Origin of the sequence: Sphingomonas sp. BK481, assembly GCF_014194875.1 — a bacterium.
GTDB classification, from domain to species: Bacteria; Pseudomonadota; Alphaproteobacteria; order Sphingomonadales; family Sphingomonadaceae; genus Sphingomonas; species Sphingomonas aerolata.
On record NZ_JACIAP010000004.1, the window covers coordinates 261,145 to 279,373 of the forward strand.

The window sequence follows — 18,229 nt, forward strand, 5'->3', positions numbered from 1 at the left end:
GTCCTTTTCTAAAATCTAAAGGGCGAGCCACCGGCGCAGTGCCTGATCCACGGCAAACATGGTTTCGTCGGACGCCGCGCCGACCCGTCGACCGATGCGATGCCGCCAGACCGATTGCACTTTGTCGATACTGACCTCACTCGACTTGAGGAGCCCCGTATCGGCATTGGCCGCGATCGGTATGCGGAACAGTCCGAGGCCGGCAAGCTGGCTGGTGATCAAGCACACAGCAACGCTGTCGTGATCCTGCAGGAACGCATCGGCCTGAACCACGAGCGCAGGGCGCGGCTTTCGCGCAAAATCCCCCGCGCCGGCATCAGCAATAGTCACGATATCGCCGCGTTTCATTCGGCGGCAGACCGACTATTGCTGGCAGGCTCCGGATCATCCCAGGCTACGCCCAGCCGCTCCCATGCCTCGTCGTCTTCGGTCCAGCCAAGTGCTGCGGCCGCAAGCGATTGCCGCCGCGCCTCCGCGAGAAAGGCCTCGTCGTGGCGTTCGACGTAGCGGCGCACGGCTTCGCGTGCGATATCGCTCTTGCTGCGTCCTTGCGTGCGGGCAACCGCCGCGAGTCGTTCTTCGAGGTCGCTATCGAGCCTGACGCCGAGCATCCGAGTCTCCGTTTAACATGTTAAACATAGGCAAGGGGCGGCGCCGGATCAACCCCTGCCTGACCGCACTCGAACGCGCGCGCGGGACAGATTGACGCACCATCCCCGGACGCCGAGGATGGCGAAGGGAAAACCTCCGGGGGGAGAGCAAGCGATGACGGTTTCGACAAAGGGCGTGATTGCGAGCGCCCTGGCGCTGGCGATCGCGATGACGCCGTCCCACGCGTCAGCGACGATCAAGGTGGGCGACCGGGCGCCGAAATTCGAGATGACGCTGATCGACGGCAGCAGGATCAGCAGCACCGCCCTGCACGGACAGGTCGTCATCCTCAATTTCTGGGCGACATGGTGCGGGCCGTGCAAGGCGGAATTGCCGCTGCTCGATACCTATTACCGGCTGCGCAAGGACAATGGCCTGCGCGTCTTCGCGGTCGCAACTGAAGATTCGCTCCCGGCATACAAATTGAAGCCGGTCTTCGCAGCGCTGGCGATACCATCGGCGCGGCGGATCAAGGGCGCGTTGGGCGTCATGGGCGCGCTGCCGACCAACTACATCATCGATCGCGCCGGGGTCGTCCGCTATGCGAAACCCGGCGCGTTCGACCTGGCCGACCTGAACACGCTGCTCGTGCCCCTGCTCAACGAGCCGGTGCCGACGCCTTAACGGGTCAGCGCGGCGACGCCGGGCAGGTCCTTGCCCTCCATCCATTCCAGGAACGCACCGCCCGCGGTCGACACGAAGGTGAACGCATCCGCGACCCCGGCATGGTTGAGCGCCGCGACCGTATCGCCACCCCCTGCGACCGAGACCAGCGAACCACCCTCGGTGAGTGCCGCCGCCGTCTTGGCGAGCGCGACCGTGGCGGTATCGAACGGCGGCGTCTCGAACGCGCCGAGCGGACCATTCCAGACCAGGGTCCGGCAATTCTTCAGGACGTCGCCAAGCGATTCGACCGCGGCCGGGCCGACGTCGAGGATCATCTCGTCCGCTGCGACCTCGTGCACGTTGATCGTGCGCGTGGCGGGGTTCGGCTTGAACTCCTTCGCAACGACGACGTCATAGGGCAGATGGACGGTGCAGTTCGCCTTGTCGGCGGCCTCCATGATCTGTTCGCAGGTGGCGGCGAGCTCATGCTCGCACAGGCTCTTGCCAACATCGACGCCGCGCGCCGCGAGAAAGGTGTTGGCCATGCCGCCGCCGATGATCAGGTGATCGACGCGCGTGACCAGGTGTCGCAGCACGTCGAGCTTCGACGATACCTTCGCGCCGCCAACGACTGCTGCCACGGGATGCTCCGGCGCGCCCAGCGCCTTCTGGAGCGCGTCGAGTTCGGCCTCCATCGCGCGGCCGGCAAAGGCCGGCAGGACGTGCGCCAGACCCTCGGTCGAGGCGTGCGCGCGGTGCGCGGCCGAGAAGGCGTCGTTGACGTAGAGATCGCCGAGGCTGGCGAAACGCGCGACCACCGCCGGATCGTTCGCCTCCTCGCCGCCGAAGAAGCGCGTGTTCTCCAGAACCGCGATATTGCCGGGTTCGAGCATCGCGACCGCGTCGTCCGCGCCTTCCCAGTCGACATAGCGAACCTCGCGGCCCAGCACGTCGCTATACGGCCGGACGACCTGCGAGAGCGAGAATTCCGGGCTCGGATTGCCCTTGGGGCGGCCGAAATGGGCGAGGATCAGGACGATCGCGCCTTTGTCGGCCAGTTCGCCGACCGTCGCGACGGTTGCCCGCAATCGCGTGTCGTCGGTGACGGCCCCTTCGGCCATCGGCACGTTGAGGTCTTCGCGGACAAGTACGCGCTTGCCCCGCACATCGCCCATGTCGTCGAGCGTCTTGAATGGCTTGCTCATGGTTCTTCGATCCTGATCTCGTCACCGACGGCGATCCTGCCGCCCATCAAAACGCGGGTACACGCCCCGCCCCGCCAGTCGGGCGTGAGCGCGGCGAACAATCCTGGCGCCAAGGCTTCCATGCGTTCGCACGGATCGGTGTGGCGCGTCACCTCCAGCACGACGTCAGCGCCAATGCGGAGCCGGGTGCCGGGTATCTGGGGAAGGTCGAAGCCGTCGACGAGAAGGTTCGCGCGGCGTTCGTACCAGGGAATATCACAGCCGACCTCGGCCATCGCGGCGTCCCAGTCGCCGCGTTCGAGCAGCGTGACCTGACGCCGTCCCCTGCCGCCGGGCTTTACATAGCCGCGAAAGTCACCGTGCAGGCCGGCCTCGATGGTGATCTCGACATGGTCGATGACCTCCATCGGAGCTTTCGCGCGAGCGTGACGCGCGATGCCGGCGATCGTGCCTGCCCTGTGTGAGGTCGAGGCCACCGCCCCCTGCCCGTTCGTGTCGAGCGCAGTCGAGACACCATCTGTCACGCGAGGCGGCTTCTCGACTGCGCTCGAAGCGAACGGAAGAGGGGGTACATAGGTCGCAAGTTCAGATGAACTTCGCCATCGCCGTGGCCGTGTCGACCATGCGGTTCGAGAAGCCCCATTCATTGTCGTACCAGCTGACGACGCGGACCAGCTTGCCGTCGATCACCGCGGTCTCCAGGCTGTCGATCGTCGACGAGGCCGGGGTATGCTGAAGATCGATCGAGACGAGCGGCTCGTCCGACCAGTCGAGCACGCCGACCAGCGGGCCGCTCTCGGATGCCGCCTTCAGCACCGCGTTCACTTCCTCACGGGTCGTGTCGCGCGACGGGGTGAAGGTCAGGTCGATCAGCGAGACGTCGGGCACGGGCACGCGGATCGCCGACCCGTCGAGCTTGCCCTTCAGTTCGGGCAGCACTTCGGACACGGCACGCGCGGCGCCCGTCGTGGTAGGGATCATCGACATCGCCGCAGCGCGTGCGCGACGCAGGTCCGGGTGGATCTGGTCGAGGATCTTTTGGTCGTTGGTATAGGCGTGGATCGTCGTCATCAGGCCGCGCTCGATGCCGATCGCATCGTTCAGCACCTTGGCGACCGGGGCCAGGCAGTTGGTCGTGCACGACGCGTTCGACACGATCGTGTGCTCGGCCGTCAGCTTGTCATGGTTGACGCCGTAGACGACCGTCAGGTCGACATTCTTGCCCGGTGCCGAGATCAGCACCTTCTTGGCGCCGGCGTCGAGATGCTTCTGGCAGCTTGCCTTGTCGGTGAAGAAGCCGGTGCATTCGAGCACGATGTCGACGCCCAGTTCGGCATGCGGCAGGTTGGCGGGGTCGCGCTCGGCGGTGACGCGGATGCGCTTGCCGTCGACGACAAGTTCATTGCCCTCGGCCGTCACGTCGCCCGGATATTTGCCGTGAACGCTGTCGCGCTTGAACAGCCAGGCGTTCGACTTGGCGTCGCCGAGATCGTTGATCGCGACGAGTTCGAGTGCGCCGTTCGACTGCTCGAGAACCGCGCGGGCAACGAGCCGGCCGATCCGCCCGAAACCGTTGATCGCAACCTTGACCGTCATTGCTGTATCTCCGCTACGCCCGTGAGTCCGTTCCGGGCGCGCTGCCTTTGCGGGGCGGTGGGGCGCCCTGTCAACACCATGGACGGTGTACGGCACGGGCGAAAGCCGCTTGCCGCGCCCCCCGGCCATGCTATCTCGCAATCTATGCCAGATACTCTTCCCGACGCGCCGACGGCCGTCGACAGGCCTCCCGACGGTCCAACCGCGGTCGACAGGATCGACGCCGCTATCGGCCGGATCGAAGCCGCGATCCACGCACGCGCCGAAAGCGGCGACGCCCTCGCCAGGCGGCATGCCGCGCTCAAGGCGCGCATGGCGGAGGCCGTCGCCGCGCTCGACGACGTCATCATCCGCGGGAGCCCCAACTAATGGCGCAGGTCATGCTCGATATCGGTGGCCGCCCGCATGCGGTGGCGTGTCGCGACGGCGAGGAATCGCGCGTCCGTCTGCTCGGCGCGATGCTCGCCGAACGCTGGCCGGTCGCGGACCGCGCCGCCGGGGGGCTCAGCGCCGAACGCGCAATGCTGTTCGTAGCGCTCATGCTCGCCGACGATCTGGACGAAGCCGCGCATCGGCCGCCCGAAGGATCGGCGGTCAGCGAGATCGCACTGACGCGTATCGCCGATCGTCTCGAAGGACTTGCACAGGCCCTTGAGCAAAGCCCGCCGAGCGCCTAGATTGGGCTTGGCGGGTTCTGCCCGGTACGAGCCTTTATTATCCCTGAGGCTATTCATCATCCATAGGGGGCTGTCCCTGTTAGGACCCTGGTCCGAAGCATATGGTCCCCACCTGACGTACCGTGCGTCAGTGGATAACCCGGCACACGGCCATGGTGGGCCCGCCACATCACCATTCCCGTCATCGGACGATACCCGCATGATCGATCCGCACCCGTGAGCGACAAGGCCGCGCTCCGCACCGCATTGCGGGCCGCCCGTGCGGCCGCCGCGCCCGTCGAGATCCGCGTCCCGGACGCGTTCCTGGCCCGGCTTTCGCCCGGCCTGACCGTCGCCTCCTATGTTCCGATGGCTGGCGAGGCGGATCCCTCCCCCTTCGCACGCGCCGCGGTCGAAGCGGGGTGCGTCATTGCGCTTCCGCACGTCGTGCGCCGCGACCAGCCGATGCGGTTTCTCGCCTGGGAGACCGAGGCGGCGCTGATCGCCGGCCCCTTCGGGCTTCACCAGCCCCCGGCCGATGCCGCCGCGCTCGGCCCCGACATCATCCTGACCCCGCTGGTGGGGTTCGATCGCGACGGCAATCGCATCGGCCAGGGCGCAGGCTATTACGACCGCGCATTTCTCGCACATCCCGACGCATGGCGAATCGGCATCGCGCTGGCGATCCAGGAGGTCGAGGCGCTGACGCCCGACGCCTGGGACGTGCCGCTTCACGCCATCGCCACAGACAAGGACTGGATCACGCCATGACACCTAGCTGGCGCAAACCCGCCGGGATGCTCGGCATCCTGTTGCTGATCACGCTGTGGTGCGTCGCGATCGTCAGCCTGTCGACGATCGTCGGCAGCTGGCAATGGCTGGGCCAGCTGGCATTCTATCTCGTCACCGGGCTGATCTGGATAGCGCCGCTGAAACCCGTGCTGCTCTGGATGGAAACGGGGCGCTGATCCCGGTCGCTAAGCGGACGGCATCTCGGGGCGGCTGATAATTTAATGGGGGTCTCGGCCACCCCTTGGGGTGGCGCGAGTGACGGGACTCGAACCCGCGACCTCCGGCGTGACAGGCCGGCGCTCTAACCAACTGAGCTACACCCGCATTCCCAATGACGACCACTGCACACTACCCGCAAACGAGTCTGGCAGTCGTCACCGTCGTAGACACTATCTCACACCATCGACGAACGATGGCGCGAGTGACGGGACTCGAACCCGCGACCTCCGGCGTGACAGGCCGGCGCTCTAACCAACTGAGCTACACCCGCTGAAACAGCGTGGAGGCGGCAACTAGGCGAGGGTTGGGATAGCGTCAACCCCCATTCAGCCGCCTGTTTCACGTTGGTCGTCGGACGCGTCCCCCCGGCGACGATTCCGCCCGCTTTTTTGCTGGACCAGCGTGCCGTGCTCGAACAGGAACCCCGCGATATCGGGCTTGCCCGCCGCACCCAGCACGGTCTGGATGATGATCAGCAGCGGCACCGCCAGCAACGCGCCGAGCGTGCCCCAGACCCAGCCCCAGAAGCTCAGAGAGATCAGGATCAGTAGCGGGCTGATCGTCAGCCGGTGGCCGACGATGAACGGCGTGATCGCGTTCGCCTCGACCAGATGCAGCCCGTACATCAATGCCGGGGGAAGCAGCGCCATCCAGATATCCGAAAAGGTCATCAACCCGCCCAGCCCGAGCAGGAACGCGCCGATCACGGGTCCGAAATAGGGGATGTAGTTCAGCAGGGCGACGATCCCGCCCCACATCGCCGGATAGGGCATGCCGATCGCCCACAAGGCGGTGCCGGTCACGATCCCGAGCAGGACATTGATGACGGTGATCGTGCCGAGATAGGCCGAGACGTCGTCGACCACGTCCTGAATCACGCGTGCGGTCGCCATCGCCCCGTCGAAGCTCGTGCGGCCCGTGATCGTCTGCCGTCGCATGCCCGTCCAGCCGGACAGGAAGAAGAACACGATCAGGATCCCGAACAGCAGCTGGACGATCACCGCCGGCGCGGATGTCGCGGCGAATTCGAGGATCGAACTTGGCGCCGCGACGCCCGCGGTTGCAGGCTGCTTGATCGGCGTCGACGCGACCTGCCGCAGCGTCTTGTTCACATATTTCTCGAGGCTCGAATAGAGATCGAGCAGCGGCGCCAGATTGCTCTGGATCCGATCGAGCCGTGTCGGCAGCAGCCGAAAAAAATCGGTTGCCGGCACGAGGATCGCGGCGATCGCGACATTGGCCGCGACCAGGAACACCAGAATGCACGCGAGCGCCGCGATCGGCGACGGCACGCCCCGCCGTTCGAGCCATTCGAGCACCGGAATCAGTGCGACGGCGATCACCAGCGCGGTCGTCAGCGGCAGGAAGAACTCCGCCCCTGCCTTCAACGCGAACGGCAACGCGATGACGAGCCCGATTCCGGCGGTCAGCGTCAGCGCGGCGAGCAGGCGATCGCGCCGCTGCGCGATCCGCATCGCATCCTCGACACCAACGCCGATCGGGGGTTCGAACACCCCTTCCGCGCTGGTTTCCGTGGTTGCCCCGCCCCTAGCGGGCGGCGGCCCTCCCTCATGGACGTCCGCCGTACCCGCCTGGGCCGTATAATCGTCGTTCGCCATGCCGTTACCCCTCGCTTGCCCTTCCCCTTGTCACAATCGGGGCGGCATTCAAGCGGTGTTGACGCTCCGCCTGCGCGATGCAGAACGAATCGCCCTAAACTATGATGCCGTGGCCGGAATCCGATCCGCAAAAAGCGATTGCAGGTCCTTTTTCAGGATCTTGCCGTTCGCGTTACGGGGCAAGGTCTCGGGCACGAAGCGGATGGCGACGGGCGTCTTGAACGCCGCGAGCCGTTCGCGCACCCAGGCCTGCAGCTCCGCCTCGCTCGCCTGCGCACCGGGAGCGAGGTGGACGACCGCGACCGGCTCCTCGCCCAGCGTGCGGTGCGGCAGCCCGATCAGCGCGCAGTCGGTGACCGCGGGATGCGCGTAAAGGACGTTCTCGACCTCCGACGAATAGATGTTCTCGCCGCCCCGGATGATCATGTCCTTGGCTCGGTCGACGATGTAGCAGAACCCCTCCTCGTCGAGCCGCGCGAGATCGCCCGTCCGCACCCAGCCGTCGATGAACGTCGTCGCGGTCGCCTCCGGCTTATTCCAATAGCCCTTCACGATCATCGGCCCGCGCGCCCAGAGCTCGCCGACCTCGCCGAGCGGAAGCTCGGTGACGCCGTCCTCCGCGACGATCTTCAGGTCGACGACCGGCGCGGGGGGCCCCGCACTGCTCGGTCGGTTGAGATAATCCTCTGCGCCGTGATGCGTGACCGTCGCCATCGTCTCGGTCATGCCCCAGCCATTGCCGGGCAGCGCGCCGAGCTCGCTATGGATGCGCCTGACCAGCTCGGGGGCAGACGGCGCGCCGCCATAGGCGATCGATTCGAGCGACGAGAGATCATAGTTGCCGCGGTCGGGATGCTCGATCAGCTGCCACGCAATCGTCGGCACGCCGCCGGTCACGTTCACCTTTTCGCGTTCGATGATCTCCATCGCGCGGACGGTGTCCCACTTGCGCATGAAGATCATCGTGCTGCCCGTCGCGATCACGCCCATCATGCCCGCCGAGCAGGCGGTGACGTGGAAGAGCGGGATGACCGTCAGCGTCACGCGCGGGGTCGGCTCGGGCGGCATCTCGCCGCGCCGCAGGGCCGAACGCGCGCCCGAATAGCCCCCGGTCAGGATGTTCGACATCATGTTGCGATGCGTCCCCAGCGCCCCCTTGGGGGCACCGGTCGTGCCGCTGGTATAGAAGATTGTCGCATCGTCGTCGGGCGCGATCACCGCGTCGGGCAGCGGCTGATCGGGCAGCGCCGCCCAGTGCGAGGACGTCCCGATCACGCCCTCCAGCGGCCCTGCGATACCCGTCAGCGGCGCGACCGCGCGGCTGACCAGCACCTGCTCCAGCGACGGGATCGTCGCGTAGATATCCTCGAGCCGGTGATGGCGTTCATCGTCGGTGATCAGAACCCGGGCACCCGAATCGGCGAGACCATAGGCCATCTCCGCACCCGTCCACCACGCGTTCAACGGCACCATCACCGCGCCGATCGCGGTCGCTGCGAAGAACGCGACCGGCCATTCGGGCAGGTTGCGCATCGCCAGCGCGACGCGGTCGCCCGGCCCGATGCCGAGCGCCCGCAGATGCGCCGCCAGCGTCGTCACCGCGCGCCACGTCGCTTCATAGGTCACACGCTCGTCTTCATAGATGGTGAAGACCCGCTCGCCATGACCGCGCGCGGCCTCGATCAGGTAACGCAGCGACGGCGGCGCATTCTTCCACACCCGCGTCGCGACCCCGCCGATCGTCACGGTCTCCATCTCGAACTTGCCGCCGGGCGCAGTCAGCCGCCGTTCGGTTTCCGCCATCGACATGACCGGCCAGTTGGGGTCCAGGGCGATGATTGGTTCATGAGCCAAGGCCAGCCTACTCCAAATATGAATTTCGGGTTTGGCTTATCCGCCAACCGGATGCACGTTTAGAGTTGATTTGCACGCCACTCAAGGCAATAGGAGTGCCCAAGTTCGAACCGGGGGTATGGTGCATGCGGGGAAGCTGGCGATGACCGCCGCGGTCGCTGGGGCGGCTGAACGGCACGGCTTCGATCCGGCACGGCTCGCCGCGATCGATAGGCTGTTGAAAGACCGCTATATCGTCACCGGCAAGCTCCCCAATGCGCAGCTGCTGATCACGCGCGACGGCGAAACCGTGCATTTCTCGCATCAGGGCCTCGCCCGCGAAGGCGGCGCGCCGATCGACGAGACCTCGCTGTTCCGGATCGCGTCGATGACCAAACCGATCACTTCGGTCGCGTTCATGATGCTGGTGGAACAGGGCCTCGTCGCGCTCGACACGCCGGTTCATCACGTCCTGCCCGCGTTCAAGGGGATCGGCGTCTATAACGGCGGCGGTGCGGGGGTCCCCTTCGCGGTGAAACCGACCGCCGAGCCGATGCGGATGATCGACCTGCTCCGCCACACTTCGGGGCTGACCTACGGCTTCCAGAACCGGTCGAACGTCGATGCCGCCTATCGCGAAGGCAAGATCGAGAACTGGCACGGCAATCTCGATCTCGACGGGTTCGTTGCCGCGCTGGGCGCTTTGCCGCTCGAATTCTCGCCGGGGACCGCGTGGAATTATTCGGTGGCAACCGACGTGCTCGGCGCGGTTGTCGAGCGCGTGTCCGGCGTCACGCTCGACACCTTCTTCACGACGCGGATCTTCGTGCCGCTCAAGATGGACGACACAGGATTCCAGGTTCCTGCCGACAAGACGGATCGCCTGACCGATTGCTACACGGTCGCGCCGGGCAAGGGGCGCACGATGCTCGATCGCGGCGAGAAGAGCGCGTGGAGCCGTCCGCCGACGCTGTTGTCGGGTGGTGGCGGGCTTGTCTCGACCGCGCTCGACTATCAGCGCTTCTGCCAGATGTGCCTCAACGGCGGCGAACTCGACGGTGCGCGGATCCTCGGCCGCAAGACGCTCGAACTCATGACGCAGAACCATCTGCCCGGCGGCGCCGATCTGACGACGATGTCCCGGTCGATGTTCAGCGAGGCGACCAATGCCGGCACCGGTTTCGGGCTGGGCTTCGCGGTGACCATCGATCCCGTCCGATCGATGATGCCGGGGTCGAAGGGCGAATATTACTGGGGCGGGATGTTCTCGACCGCCTTCTTCATCGATCCGGTCGAGCGCCTGTCGATGGTCTTCATGACCCAGGTCTCGCCCAGCAGCCTCTACCCCATCCGTCGCGAGCTCAAGACGATGATCTACGCCGCCATGACCTGATCCGTCAGCGGCCGTCACCAGGAGAGAATAATGACCACCCCGATCCGCACCGAACGCCATGACGACGTTCTCGTCATCATCTCGAACAACCCGCCGGTCAACGCGCTCGGCGCGGCAGTCCGCCAAGGGCTCGAAGCCGCGATCAAGGACGGCGTCGCCGACGCGAGCATCACCGCGATGGTGATCCGCTGCGACGGCCGTACCTTCTTCGCGGGCGCCGACATCACCGAATTCGGCAAGCCGATGGTCGAGCCCGGCCTGCCGACCGTCGTCGACATGATCGAGGCGTCGTCCAAGCCCGTCGTCGCCGCGATCCACGGCACCGCGCTCGGCGGCGGCTGCGAAGTCACGCTCGGCTGCCATTACCGCGTCGCCGTCCCCTCGGCCAAGATCGGCACGCCCGAGGTCAAGCTCGGCCTGCTGCCCGGCGCGGGCGGCACGCAGCGCATCCCGCGCATCGCCGGCGTCAAGCTCGCGCTCGAGATGACCGCCAAGGGCGATCCGATCCCGGCGAAGACGGCGCTCGACGCCGGCCTGATCGACAAGATCGTCGGCGAGGACAGCCTGGAAGACGACGCGATCGCCTTCGCGCGCGAGATCGCGGCGAAGCGCCCCCTGCCCCGCGCGTCCGAGAAGACCGCGCAGGCCGATCCCGAGGCGGTCGCCGCATTCAAGAAGGAGAATGCGCGCCGCTTCCGCAACTTCGACGCCCCCGCCGCCAACATCGCCTGCGTCGAGAAGGCCTCCGACGGGTCCAGCTTCGCCGATGGCGTCGCGTTCGAACGCGAGCAGTTCATGGCGCTCATGATGGGCGTCCAGTCCGCCGCCCAACGCCACATCTTCTTCGCCGAGCGCCAGGCCGCCAAGATCGACGACGTCCCCGCCGACACCAGGCTGCGCGAGATCAAACGCGTCGGCGTGATCGGCGCGGGCACGATGGGCGGCGGCATCGCAATGAACTTCCTGTCCGCCGGCATCCCCGTCACGATCGTCGAGATGCAGCAGGAGGCGCTCGACCGCGGCACCGGCGTCGTCCGCAAGAATTACGAGGCAACCGCCGCCAAGGGCCGGATGAAGCCCGAACAGGTCGAACAGGCGATGGGCGCGCTGAAGCCCACGCTCGACTTCGCCGATCTCGCCGAGTGCGACCTGATCATCGAGGCGGTGTACGAGACGATGGAGGTGAAGAAGGAGATTTTCACCAAGCTCGACGCAATCGCCAAGCCCGGCGCGATCCTCGCCTCGAACACCTCCTATCTGAATATCGACGAGATCGCGGCGTGCACGAAGCGTCCAGAAGACGTCGTCGGGATGCACTTCTTCTCGCCTGCCAACGTCATGAAACTGCTCGAGGTGGTCCGCGGCGACAAGACCGCGGACGACGTGCTCGCGACCGTCATGGCGCTTGCCAAGAAGATCAAGAAGGTCGCGGTCGTCGCGGGCGTCACCTACGGCTTCATCGGCAACCGCATGCTGATGCCGCGCCAGGTTGAGGCGACCAAGCTGCTGCTCGAAGGCGCGAGCCCCGAGCAGATCGACCGCGTCCATGTCGCGTTCGGCATGCCGATGGGCCCGTTCCAGATGAGCGACCTCGCCGGCGTCGACATCGGCTGGCACCGCGACCCGAGCCGGATCGAGAATATCCGCGATGCGCTGGCGGCCGAAAACCGCTGGGGCCAGAAGACCAAGGCGGGCTTCTACGATTACGACGAGAAGCGCACGCCGTCCAACTCCCCCCGCGTCGCCGAGATCATCGACGATTTCCGCGCCAAGTCGGGCGTCACCCCGCGCGAGATCAGCGACGAGGAGATCGTCGCGCGCACGCTCTACACGATGGTCAACGAAGGCGCGCTGATCCTCGAAGAGGGCAAGGCGCAGCGTGCGTCCGACGTCGATGTCGTCTGGATCTACGGTTACGGCTGGCCGGTCTATCGCGGCGGGCCGATGTTCTGGGCGCAGTCGGAAGGCTTGCCAAAGGTCGTCGCCGGGCTCGAGAAATACGGCTTCCCGGTTGCCAAGTCGCTCAAGGATGCCGCCGCGAGCGGTGGGAAGATCAAGTAAATTCTACGCCCTCTCCCCTCAGGAGAGAGGGCCGGGGTGAGGGGCAGCCAAGCCGTGCTCCGCCCCTGGCAGCCCCTCACCCCACCCTCTCCTCGCAGGGGAGAGGGAGAAAGGAAGACCCGATGACCGACCTCGACACCTTCCGCACCGAAACCCGCGCCTGGCTCGCGGAAAACTGCCCGCCCGAGATGCGCAAGCCCGTCCGCTCGGAGGACGATGTCTGCTGGGGCGGTCGCCAGTTCAAGCCATCGAGCCCCGCGCAGAAGGACTGGCTCGACCGGATGGCCGCCAGGGGATGGACCGTCCCCGACTGGCCCAAGGCCTATGGTGGGGGCGGCCTGTCGCCCGCCGAAACCAAGATCCTCCGCGAGGAGATGGCGGCGATCAAGGCGCGCAACCCGCTCAACAGCTTCGGCATCTCGATGCTCGGACCGGCACTGCTCAAATATGGCACCGAGGAGCAGAAGCTCGATCACCTGACCAAGATCGCGCGCGGCGAGATCCGCTGGTGCCAGGGCTATTCCGAACCCAATGCGGGCTCCGATCTTGCAGGGCTCGCCACCTCGGCGGAGGACAAGGGCGACCATTATCTCGTCAACGGCCAGAAGGTCTGGACGTCCTATGCCGACAAGGCGGACTGGATCTTCTGCCTCGTCCGCACCGACAAGACGTCGAAGCAGGGCGGGATCAGCTTCGTGCTGTTCGACATGGCCACCCCCGGCGTCTCGACCAAGCCGATCCTGCTGATCAGCGGCAATTCCCCCTTCTGCGAGACCTTCTTCGACAATGTCGAGGTTCCCAAGGTCAACCGCGTCTACGAGGAGAACAAGGGCTGGGACGTCGCCAAATATCTGCTCGGCCACGAACGCGAGATGATCTCGGGCATGGGGCTCGCCTCGTCGGGCGGCAACCCGCTGATAGACGGGGCGATCGCCACCGTCGGGCTCGGCCATGACGGCCGCCTCGCCGACCCGCTGCTCCGCGCGTCGATCGCGTTGTTCGAGGTGCGCGCCAAGGCGTTCGGGGCGATGTCCGAGCGGTTCATCGATGAACTGAAGGCGGGCAAGGCGCATCCCGCACAGCCGAGCATGATGAAATATTACGGCACCGAGCTGAACAAGTCGCGCTACGAACTGATGATGGCGGCGGGTGGCTCGGACGCGCTCGAATGGGACAGCGACCGCTCGCGCGGCGGTGCGATCCCGCGCTCGTGGCTGCGCACCAAGGCGAACTCGATCGAGGGCGGGACGAGCGAGATCCAGCTCAACATCATCGCCAAGCGAATCCTCGAACTGCCGGCCTGAGCTCTACCGTTCTCCCGCGAAAGCGGGAGCCCAGAATCACGAACGCTGCGCGCGGGGCTCCTGGGCCCCCGCCTCCGCGGGGGAACAGAAATGCCACTCTATCTCGACGACGACCAGACCGTCCTTCAGGACACGATCCGCGACTTCGTAGCGGAACATGCCCCCGTCAGCCACATGCGCGCGCTTCGCGATGCCGAGGACGCCACCGGCTTCTCGCGCGACCTGTGGAAGCAGTTCGCCGAGATGGGCTTCACCGGCATCCTGGTCGGCGAGGACCAGGGCGGACTCGGCCTTGGCCATGTCGAGGCGGGCGTCGTGCTCGAACAGATCGGTCGCAACCTGTCGCCCTCCCCCTTCCTGACCACCGCCGTCGCCGCGGTCGAGGCGCTCAAGGGCACCGGCCAGGCCGAGCGCTGGTTCCCCGGCATCATCGCCGGCGACACGGTCGCCGCGCTTGCGATCGACGAAGCCGCCAAGCACCGCGACACGATCGCGATGACCGCCGAACGCGCGGGCAACGGCTTCAGGCTGACCGGCGCCAAGCGCTTCGTTGCGCATGGCCACACCGCCGACCTGATCATCGTCGCCGCACGTACCGCAGGCGGCGCGGACGATGCCGACGGGATCACCTTGTTCGCTGTCCCGAAGGACGCCGCCGGGCTCAGCGCGAACGCTGAGCGGCTTGCCGATGCGAGCCTCGCCGCACGGCTCGACTTCGACGGGGTGGAGGTCGATGCCGATGCGGTGATCGGTGAGGTCGACGCCGGCCGCGCGCCGCTCGACCGCCTGCTCCGCGCGGGTCGCACCGGCGCGTCCGCCGAGCTGCTCGGCGTCGGCGGCGGCGCGATGGACATGACGATCGGATACATGAAACAGCGCAAGCAGTTCGGCACGCTGATCGGCAGCTTCCAGGCGCTCCAGCACCGCGCGGCGCATCTCTATTCGGAGATGGAGGTCGCGCGCGCCGCGGTCCTGAAGGCCCAGCAGCTGCTCGATCTGGGCCACGACAAGGCCGACGAGGCCGTTTCGGTCGCCAAGGCGATGACCGCGCTCGCGACGACGCTCAGCGTGCAGGAAAGCGTGCAGATGCACGGTGGCATCGGCATGACCGACGAATATGACATCGGTTTCTACATGAAGCGCGCGCGCGTGCTGGCCGAACTGTTCGGCGACGCCAACTTCCATGCCGACAGGCTGGCCATCGCCGCGGGCTATTGACCCGAACTTGTACCCCCGCGAAGGCGGGGGCCCAGACTGGGCTCCCGCCGTCGCGGGAGACCAAGGAGGTCAAATGCCTGAAGAAAACGCCGAAGTAACACCCCAAGCCCTCGCCCAGGGCCTCGTCGACTTGCTTGAGATCGACGAGGTCGACACCGACCTCTATGTCGGCAAGCGCCAGCCGGGCGGCGTCGGCCGCGTGTTCGGCGGGCAGGTGATCGCGCAGGCGCTCCAGGCCGCGCAGCGCTCGACCGAGGCGCCCAAGCCGGCGCATTCGCTCCACGCCTATTTCATGCGGCCGGGCAACGAGGACTACCCGATCGTCTACCGCGTCGTCCGCGATTTCGAGGGCCGCAGCTTTGCGACGCGTCGCGTCATCGCGATGCAGAAGGGCCAGCCGATCCTCAACATGGCGGCGTCGTTCCAGACCCCCGAGGACGGGCTCCACCATCAGGACGCGATGCCCGACGTCGCGCCGCCCGAGGAGCTGCGGTCCGATCGCGACCTGCGGCTGGAGAATATTGACGGTATTCCCGAGAAATTCCGCGCGCACATGCTCCGCTGGCGCCCGATCGAGGTCCGCCCGGTCAACCCGCGCAGTTGGATCGATCCCCCTGCACAGGCGCCGAGCCATGCCAACTGGTTTCGGATCGTGGCGCCGATCGGCGACGACCCGGCGATGCACCGCGCGGTCCTGTCCTATGCCTCGGACATGGCCCTGCTCGGAACCGCGCTGCTGCCGCACGGGATCAACTGGATCACGCCGGGTCTGCAGACCGCCAGCCTCGATCATTCGCTATGGCTGCACGAGGATTTCCGCGCGGACGACTGGCTGCTCTATGCCTGCGATGCCCCCTGGTCGGGCCATGCGCGCGGCTTCAACCGCGGCAAGATCTTCTCCCGCGACGGACGGCTGGTCGCGAGCGTCACGCAGGAGGGGCTGATCCGGATGCGAAAATAACCTTGGTTTACACGGGTTAACCCGGTCTTCGTAAATTCCGATTAGTCCCGCGCGATCATTCTCCGGGATCATCGGCATGCAGCGCCTTCTCTATATTAGCACGTCGCGTGGCCGTGTGACACAGCCGGTCATCGACGAGATCCTGCGGGTCTCGCGTCGCAACAATGCCGCCGCGGGCGTGACCGGTCTGCTCATCGCTGGCGGCAACAGGTTCTTGCAGGTGCTCGAAGGCGATGATCTCGCCGTGTCGCGCACCTTCGATCGCATTCAGCGCGACGACCGGCATTTCGCGATGGTACAGCTTGCGAAACAGACGATCACCGAGCGCAGCTTCGGCAGCTGGTCGATGGGATTTGCCAGCGGCGCGGCGCCTGGCGGTGGCGCGACGTCGCCCGCCGCCACGATCGCGGCGCTGATCGCACCGATCGAGGATCCGACGCTACGCGGCTATTTCACCGGTTTCGCCGACCTGCATCTCTCAGCCGCCTGAGCGGACCACCTCAGGCTGCGGTCTTGCCGTAATCCTGTCGCGTCACCGGATGGCTCGACGACAATCCGCCATCGACCACGATCGCCTGACCATTGACGTAGCTTGCGTCATCGGAGGCGAGGAACACCGCGACCCGGGCAAGCTCCTCGGGCTGCGCGCCGCGGTGGAGCGGGTTTAGGCGGCCGACGCGGTCCATCTTGTTGGCCTCGCGCGCGTAATCGAACACCGGTTTGGTCATCCCCGTCTCGGTCAGCCCGGGGCAGATCGCATTGACCCGGACGTTCGCACCCGACAGCTGCTGCGCCGACACCGCCGCGAGGTTGATCACTCCCGCTTTGGACGCGGAATAAGCCGGCGACCCTGCGCCCGACCGTAACCCGGCGACACTCGCGGTCAGAACGATCGCGCCGCCCCTGCCCGTCTCGGCCGCGTGCGCGACGATCCGTGGTGCCGCGTGCTTGATGGCGAGGAACGGACCGATCAGATTGACCCGCAGCACTTCGGTGATCAGCGCGACGTCGGTGTCGAAGAGATTGGCCATGCCGCCCGAGATTCCGGCATTGGCGAACAGCACGTCGAGCCCGCCAAAGGTATCACAGGCCAGTGCGACCATGCGGATCACGTCCTCCTCCTCCCCCGCGTCGACGCGGATCGGGGTGGCGACGCCGCCGGCCTGGCTGATCAGATGCGCGGTCTCGTCCGCACCCTCGGTACGGTCCGCGACGACGACATGCCCGCCCTCCGCCGCGAACAGCAATGCCGCCGCGCGGCCGATGCCGGATCCTGCGCCGGTGACGATGATCGACCTGTTCTCGAACCGCATGATGCCCTCCCCTTTAGATCGTGACGCCGCCGTCGATGACCAGCGTCTGCCCGGTCATGAAACGGCTTGCGGACGCCGCTAGAAAAACCACCGCGCCCGCGATTTCCTCGGGTTCGCCGATGCGTCGCAGCGGCACGCGGGTGTTCGCCGCCGCGATCCGCTCGGGATCCTCCCACAGCACGCGCGCGAAATCGGTGCGGATCAGTCCTGGCGCGATACAGTTCACGCGGACGCCCGACGGGCCGAACTCGACTGCGAGATTGCGTGCCAGCTGCATGTCGGCGGCCTTGCTGATGCAATAGGCGCCGATGACCGGTGATCCGCGAAGCCCACCGATCGAGGAAATGATGATGATGCTGCCGTCGCGCTGCTCCGTCATGCCGGGGGCGACCATCTGGATCAGCCAGTGGTTGGAGACGATGTTGTTGTCGAGGATCTTGCGGAACTGGTCGTCGCCGATCCCCGCCTGGGGTCCGTAATAAGGATTGGAGGCGGCGTTGCAGACCAGCACGTCGATGCGGCCGAACGCACTGCGGGTCGTGTCGACGAGATGCTGGAGCGCCGCCTTGTCGGCGATGTTCGCCGCGACCGCGATCGCGCGGCCCTCGCCGTGGCGCGCGTTGATCTCCGCCGCGACCGCATCGCACGCCTCCTGTTTCCGGCTGGAGATCACGACCCTCGCGCCATGTGCCGCCAGCTCGAAAGCGCTCGCCTTGCCGATCCCGCGCGACGATCCGGTGATGATCGCGACCTTTCCGGTCAGGTCGAACTGCGTCATGCCCTGCCTCTCCCCTTCCGCCTG

Annotated in this window: 20 protein-coding genes and 2 tRNA genes; 11 read left to right on the forward strand and 11 right to left on the reverse strand. The window is 66.4% G+C overall.

What is annotated here, in order from left to right; all coding sequences use genetic code 11:
• Window positions 1-15: 15 nt before the first annotated feature.
• Both FHY04_RS10310 and FHY04_RS10315 read right to left on the reverse strand, forming a co-directional pair.
• Window positions 16-348, reverse strand: coding sequence for a type II toxin-antitoxin system PemK/MazF family toxin (locus FHY04_RS10310; protein ID WP_056674787.1), 333 nt, complete (start codon window positions 346-348; stop codon window positions 16-18).
• Window positions 345-611 carry a ribbon-helix-helix protein, CopG family gene (locus FHY04_RS10315; RefSeq protein WP_159512388.1) on the reverse strand — a complete coding sequence of 89 codons (267 nt, stop codon included), beginning with the start codon at window positions 609-611 and terminating at the stop codon, window positions 345-347. The genes FHY04_RS10310 and FHY04_RS10315 overlap by 4 nt, the downstream gene beginning before the upstream one ends.
• 154 nt (window positions 612-765) lie before the next feature.
• On the opposite strand from FHY04_RS10315, the gene FHY04_RS10320 reads away from it, so the two are divergent.
• Window positions 766-1,275, forward strand: a complete 510-nt coding sequence (locus tag FHY04_RS10320) for a TlpA family protein disulfide reductase (protein ID WP_409349157.1) — start codon at window positions 766-768, stop codon at window positions 1,273-1,275.
• Here FHY04_RS10320 and FHY04_RS10325 read toward each other — a convergent pair.
• From FHY04_RS10325 to gap, 3 genes are all read right to left on the reverse strand, one after another.
• A complete protein-coding gene (locus FHY04_RS10325) occupies window positions 1,272-2,462 on the reverse strand; it encodes a phosphoglycerate kinase (protein ID WP_183936340.1) in 1,191 nt (396 codons plus the stop codon). The two genes, FHY04_RS10320 and FHY04_RS10325, sit on opposite strands and share 4 nt — an antisense overlap.
• On the reverse strand, window positions 2,459-2,869 hold the full coding sequence (locus FHY04_RS10330; RefSeq protein WP_183936445.1) for an MOSC domain-containing protein: 411 nt from the start codon (window positions 2,867-2,869) through the stop codon (window positions 2,459-2,461). Before FHY04_RS10330 ends, FHY04_RS10325 begins: the two co-directional genes overlap by 4 nt.
• A 178-nt stretch (window positions 2,870-3,047) precedes the next feature.
• A complete protein-coding gene (gap, locus tag FHY04_RS10335; RefSeq protein ID WP_166746020.1) occupies window positions 3,048-4,058 on the reverse strand; it encodes a type I glyceraldehyde-3-phosphate dehydrogenase in 1,011 nt (336 codons plus the stop codon).
• 144 nt (window positions 4,059-4,202) lie between these two features.
• Between gap and FHY04_RS10340 the strand changes: the two genes are divergently transcribed.
• The 4 genes from FHY04_RS10340 (at window position 4,203) to FHY04_RS10355 (ending at window position 5,682) form a co-directional block, all read left to right on the forward strand.
• On the forward strand, window positions 4,203-4,427 hold the full coding sequence (locus FHY04_RS10340; RefSeq protein ID WP_183936341.1) for a hypothetical protein: 225 nt from the start codon (window positions 4,203-4,205) through the stop codon (window positions 4,425-4,427).
• Between the two features lie 11 nt (window positions 4,428-4,438).
• Entirely contained in the window at window positions 4,439-4,735 is a 297-nt protein-coding gene (locus FHY04_RS10345) for a cell division protein ZapA (protein ID WP_260171439.1), read from the forward strand.
• A 216-nt stretch (window positions 4,736-4,951) separates the two neighbouring features.
• Window positions 4,952-5,485 carry a 5-formyltetrahydrofolate cyclo-ligase gene (locus tag FHY04_RS10350; protein WP_183936342.1) on the forward strand — a complete coding sequence of 178 codons (534 nt, stop codon included), beginning with the start codon at window positions 4,952-4,954 and terminating at the stop codon, window positions 5,483-5,485.
• A complete protein-coding gene (locus tag FHY04_RS10355) occupies window positions 5,482-5,682 on the forward strand; it encodes a DUF2842 domain-containing protein (RefSeq protein WP_183936343.1) in 201 nt (66 codons plus the stop codon). Before FHY04_RS10350 ends, FHY04_RS10355 begins: the two co-directional genes overlap by 4 nt.
• 71 nt (window positions 5,683-5,753) lie before the next feature.
• Here the strand turns inward: FHY04_RS10355 and FHY04_RS10360 are convergent.
• From FHY04_RS10360 to FHY04_RS10375, 4 genes are all read right to left on the reverse strand, one after another.
• Window positions 5,754-5,830: transfer RNA gene (locus FHY04_RS10360), tRNA-Asp, on the reverse strand.
• 89 nt (window positions 5,831-5,919) lie between these two features.
• Window positions 5,920-5,996: transfer RNA gene (locus tag FHY04_RS10365), tRNA-Asp, on the reverse strand.
• A 55-nt stretch (window positions 5,997-6,051) separates the two neighbouring features.
• The gene (locus FHY04_RS10370; protein ID WP_081874318.1) at window positions 6,052-7,200 is read right to left on the reverse strand and encodes an AI-2E family transporter; all 1,149 of its coding nucleotides are present in this window, start codon (window positions 7,198-7,200) and stop codon (window positions 6,052-6,054) included.
• A 243-nt stretch (window positions 7,201-7,443) separates the two neighbouring features.
• Window positions 7,444-9,153 (reverse strand): class I adenylate-forming enzyme family protein, encoded by a 1,710-nt coding sequence (locus FHY04_RS10375; protein ID WP_183936446.1) that lies wholly within the window; start codon window positions 9,151-9,153, stop codon window positions 7,444-7,446.
• 187 nt (window positions 9,154-9,340) lie between these two features.
• Between FHY04_RS10375 and FHY04_RS10380 the strand changes: the two genes are divergently transcribed.
• From FHY04_RS10380 to FHY04_RS10405, 6 genes are all read left to right on the forward strand, one after another.
• The gene (locus tag FHY04_RS10380) at window positions 9,341-10,570 is read left to right on the forward strand and encodes a serine hydrolase (protein ID WP_183936344.1); all 1,230 of its coding nucleotides are present in this window, start codon (window positions 9,341-9,343) and stop codon (window positions 10,568-10,570) included.
• 30 nt (window positions 10,571-10,600) lie between these two features.
• On the forward strand, window positions 10,601-12,631 hold the full coding sequence (locus tag FHY04_RS10385) for a 3-hydroxyacyl-CoA dehydrogenase NAD-binding domain-containing protein (protein WP_183936345.1): 2,031 nt from the start codon (window positions 10,601-10,603) through the stop codon (window positions 12,629-12,631).
• A gap of 122 nt (window positions 12,632-12,753) precedes the next feature.
• On the forward strand, window positions 12,754-13,935 hold the full coding sequence (locus tag FHY04_RS10390) for an acyl-CoA dehydrogenase family protein (RefSeq protein WP_166746025.1): 1,182 nt from the start codon (window positions 12,754-12,756) through the stop codon (window positions 13,933-13,935).
• A gap of 90 nt (window positions 13,936-14,025) precedes the next feature.
• The gene (locus tag FHY04_RS10395; protein WP_183936346.1) at window positions 14,026-15,153 is read left to right on the forward strand and encodes an acyl-CoA dehydrogenase family protein; all 1,128 of its coding nucleotides are present in this window, start codon (window positions 14,026-14,028) and stop codon (window positions 15,151-15,153) included.
• 73 nt (window positions 15,154-15,226) lie between these two features.
• Window positions 15,227-16,114, forward strand: a complete 888-nt coding sequence (locus FHY04_RS10400) for an acyl-CoA thioesterase II (protein WP_183936347.1) — start codon at window positions 15,227-15,229, stop codon at window positions 16,112-16,114.
• A 76-nt stretch (window positions 16,115-16,190) separates the two neighbouring features.
• Window positions 16,191-16,604 (forward strand): BLUF domain-containing protein, encoded by a 414-nt coding sequence (locus FHY04_RS10405; protein ID WP_031394451.1) that lies wholly within the window; start codon window positions 16,191-16,193, stop codon window positions 16,602-16,604.
• A 10-nt stretch (window positions 16,605-16,614) separates the two neighbouring features.
• Here the strand turns inward: FHY04_RS10405 and FHY04_RS10410 are convergent, their stop codons facing one another.
• Together FHY04_RS10410 and FHY04_RS10415 are read right to left on the reverse strand one after the other, a co-directional pair.
• Complete coding sequence (locus FHY04_RS10410) at window positions 16,615-17,427, reverse strand: SDR family oxidoreductase (protein ID WP_221211729.1); 813 nt, start codon at window positions 17,425-17,427, stop codon at window positions 16,615-16,617.
• A 13-nt stretch (window positions 17,428-17,440) separates the two neighbouring features.
• Entirely contained in the window at window positions 17,441-18,205 is a 765-nt protein-coding gene (locus FHY04_RS10415; RefSeq protein WP_183936448.1) for an SDR family NAD(P)-dependent oxidoreductase, read from the reverse strand.
• Window positions 18,206-18,229: the final 24 nt, after the last annotated feature.